General features: G+C 38.2%; 4 protein-coding genes. All 4 read left to right on the forward strand.

Going from position 1 to position 3,562, the window contains the following annotated elements; all coding sequences use genetic code 11:
- The coding region (locus tag ACYIAM_RS12845) for a VENN motif pre-toxin domain-containing protein (RefSeq protein WP_483748538.1) at positions 1 to 1,007 on the forward strand (1,007 nt) is incomplete at its 5' end.
- A gap of 444 nt (positions 1,008 to 1,451) precedes the next feature.
- Entirely contained in the window at positions 1,452 to 2,903 is a 1,452-nt protein-coding gene (locus ACYIAM_RS12850; RefSeq protein WP_483748539.1) for a VENN motif pre-toxin domain-containing protein, read from the forward strand.
- Between the two features lie 4 nt (positions 2,904 to 2,907).
- Complete coding sequence (locus ACYIAM_RS12855) at positions 2,908 to 3,267, forward strand: hypothetical protein (protein ID WP_174796860.1); 360 nt, start codon at positions 2,908 to 2,910, stop codon at positions 3,265 to 3,267.
- A 178-nt stretch (positions 3,268 to 3,445) separates the two neighbouring features.
- Positions 3,446 to 3,562 (forward strand): transposase (locus ACYIAM_RS12860; RefSeq protein WP_483747552.1); only part of this gene is annotated, 117 nt, incomplete at its 3' end.

The following is a 3,562-nucleotide window of genomic DNA, read 5'->3' on the forward strand; positions in this document are numbered from 1 at the left end:
GGATAGCCGAGCAGATAAAACTGCACACAGGGCATATGGATAAAGACGGCACTTGGGTGAGTGATAATGAAACGGCAAGATTAGTATCGCATGCTATACTGGGTGCGGTGGTAGCCGAATTACAAGGCAACTCAGGTCTTGCTGGGGGAGCGGGAGCCGTAGGCGGAGAGCTGGCGTCAAAAGTCATCTTAGATAACCTCTATGGTGGAAAAGACATCAAAGACCTTACTGAAGCTGAAAAACAAAACATCAGCGCATTAACCCAATTAGTGATGGGACTATCAACAGCAGTGAGTGGCGGAGATGCGGGAGATATCAGCACTTCGATAGCTGCGAGTAAGAATGCGGTTGAGAATAACTTTATGGCCTTGCAAGTAATGGATGAATTTGACCGTGATTATCGAGATGGTTTATTGCTATTTAATGGTGATAAAAAAGCGGCAACAGATTATGCGAATGAAATGATTCGAGATAGAGCAATTGCAAGCGGTACTACGTTAGCACCAGTTGTGATAGCATTATTACCAGAAGAAGCAATGATTGGTGGATTTTTAAGTGGTACAGCAAATATTGGTGGTCAATATTATTTTAATGAAGATGGCAGTATCAGTTGGAGAGATGTAGGAATAGCAACAGGAACGGGTGCTTTTACTGCTGGATTTGGCACTAAATTTTGGGGAACAATCAGTTGGAATGCTGCTGGGGGTGCATTATCGAATCAATTAGATGGTAAAGATCCTGTAACAGGTGCCATAATTGGTGCTGGCTCATCAACAATTGGTTATGGCCTTGGAAAATATGCAGAAAAAGGACTCCGTCCAATCTTTAATACAGCAGCAAATAAATATATTCATGAAGCAAACAAAGGCTTTTTAGGAATAACAGGGCATTATACAGAAAGCTCAATTCCTACTTGGACTGGAAGTGGCATTTCATCTAGTTCAAGTGAATATTTAAATAAAAAAACAACTGAAATAATTAAAAATAATAGAGATAAAAATGAATAGAAAATATTTAATACTTATATATTTCTGCTCTATAATGCCTATAGGTTTTTTGTTATTTTATCTAATAACAAACATATTATTTTTTTTATGTGGTTTTATTCTTTATGGAGAGGCAGATTTTGATCTGGGTAATATACAACAAATTTTGTTTTTTCCATGCTTAGGTCTTATCATGGGAATTGCTTGTTGGTATTCAGTATGCCGTCGCTCAGGTATTAAGATTTTCGGAAAATAATATTATCCCAGCTTTAATGCTGGGATTTTACCCTATCCAAAATTGGATATTTGTTATTTAAAGATAGTAGTTAATTCTGTGACTAAATTCTTAACTTCGCCAAAATATTAGATAGTGCTCGCCTCTATCATTTTATCGTTTTTGTAATCAATCATAATGCGGTAGACTGCCAATTACAAGCCAACCAAGCGACCAAAAACCTAGGCACCATGGGGGGAGATGTCAGCAAAGGGATTGACACAGCGACATCAATTATCACAGGCATTATTACCGGTGACATTACAGGAGGCCTTGCGGGGGCCAGTGCGCCATGGATAGCCGAACAGATAAAACTGCACACAGGGCATATGGATAAAGACGGCAACTGGGTGAGTGATAATGAAACAGCAAGATTAGTATCGCATGCTATACTGGGTGCGGTGGTAGCCGAATTACAAGGTAACTCAGGCTTAGCAGGGGGAGCCGGTGCCGTAGGCGGCGAGCTGGCGTCAAAAGTCATCTTAGATAACCTCTATGGTGGAAAAGACATCAAAGACCTCACTGAAGCTGAAAAACAAAACATCAGCGCCTTAACCCAATTAGTGATGGGGCTATCAACTGCAGTGAGTGGCGGAGATGCAGGAGACATCAGCACCTCGATAGCTGCAAGTAAGAATGCGGTTGAGAACAATGGATTAAGTTGGGCAGATGGTGGATTTGGTGGCGATTTTATTGGTCTTTCACCTGAAACAGGGGCAAATTATGAAGGTATCCTCCATGCCTCAGCAGCGGGTTATCTAACCCCAGAAGAGGCTTCGCAAATCATAGATGATATGAATTCAGGTAAATTTATGTATGATCCTTTAAGAGAGGATTTGATGAGATTGCCAGAAGATATAGCTATATTGGTGACGCCATATGGTGATTATATCGCCTTTAGGGATGCAGATAGTTGGGGTGACTACGCAATAGCATCAGCAGGAGTATTACCTTTTGCAAAATATATCAAAGTAGCAGGAAAAGTAATTAAGGTTGAAACTAAAACTGCACAAGCTTTGGTAAAAGAAGCGGAAGTAGCATATAAAGCGGGGAATGTTGCTGAAGGTAATCGCTTGATGAATCAAGCTGCAAGCCAGTCAAAACAAATTGAAACAACAGTTATAAAAAATAGTGCAGCTGGAAAGGGGACGAATGGACAAATAATAAAAAACAGTGATGGTTTGAATGAAATGAAAATAAATCAAACTCCATTGGAAGGGCAGAACCGTCTCAATACTCCAGATCTGGGCGGTAGTGGTAAATTAAAACCCGCTGAAGCAGCCGCTGCAGCGCAGCTTGAGCCAGCATTAGGTAAAATGGAGCGTTATACTCCTCCGCCAGGAGCAACACAAGGCGCATCTCCCGACTTTGTAATTACTTCAGGTCCTAATAAAGGTAAAACAGTAGATGCTTTATATACAACTGATAAGCTTTCGCAAAAAGAAATTGATGGATTAAATAAATTTTACGAAAAAAACATGAATATTGGCAGCGGTAAAGATGTTATTCAAGATCATTTGAAGAAAGCGGATTTTGTCCCTGTTGACTTTAGGGTATTAACACCTGCTAATCAAAAAATATTTTTAGATTACATAAAAACATTGCCTAAAACACAACAAAATAAAATCATTATCATGAGGTAGTACAATGGGTGCAAGTTTATTCGTAGGTTGGAACGATAAAGAGCAACGAGAAGCTAATTTTCAAAGGACAGGAGGATTTGTAAATAGCAGTTATTGGGATGCCTTTGGCGATTTACTCGATGCGGTATTTTTGCCTAATTATCCTAAATTACACGAAATCATAAAATCGGAAGAAGGAGAATACTTAAAGTTTTATTCTTTTGTAGAGTTGGATAAAGAACAATTTAACCAATCTGTAAAATTAATAAGGGATTATATTGCAAAGCAGAATAATCCAACCGAATGGCAAAAAATGGCTCAGGTTGTATGGAATGAAATAGCTGAGCCTTATATTATTAAGGATAATCGTTATCTACCTAGTTAGATTAGTCACATCCTAAATTTTATATATTTGTAAATTAAAAGTGACAGTTAATACTGTCACTAAATTCGATAATTAATTTTTTAATTACTAATTTTGGCTTAGCACTGTAACTATCCCCTAAAATAGTACAGCAAAAAAGTAGAAAATTCTCTATGATAAAAGTAAAGGGGATTTAATTATGAAAAAAATGACTGAACATCAGATTGTATCTATTTTAAAAGAAGCTGAAGCCGGTATTCCTGTCAAGGAGCTCTGTCGTAAATATGGCATGGGTAATTCAACTTTCTATAAATGG

It is taken from the genome of Gilliamella sp. X-60 (genome assembly GCF_057063585.1).

Bases quoted from the DNA above. Each gene is read 5' to 3' on its own strand.
- ACYIAM_RS12855 (WP_174796860.1), top strand. From the start codon at position 2,908: ATGGGTGCAAGTTTATTCGTAGGTTGGAACGATAAAGAGCAACGAGAA.
- ACYIAM_RS12850 (WP_483748539.1), top strand. From the start codon at position 1,452: ATGGGGGGAGATGTCAGCAAAGGGATTGACACAGCGACATCAATTATC.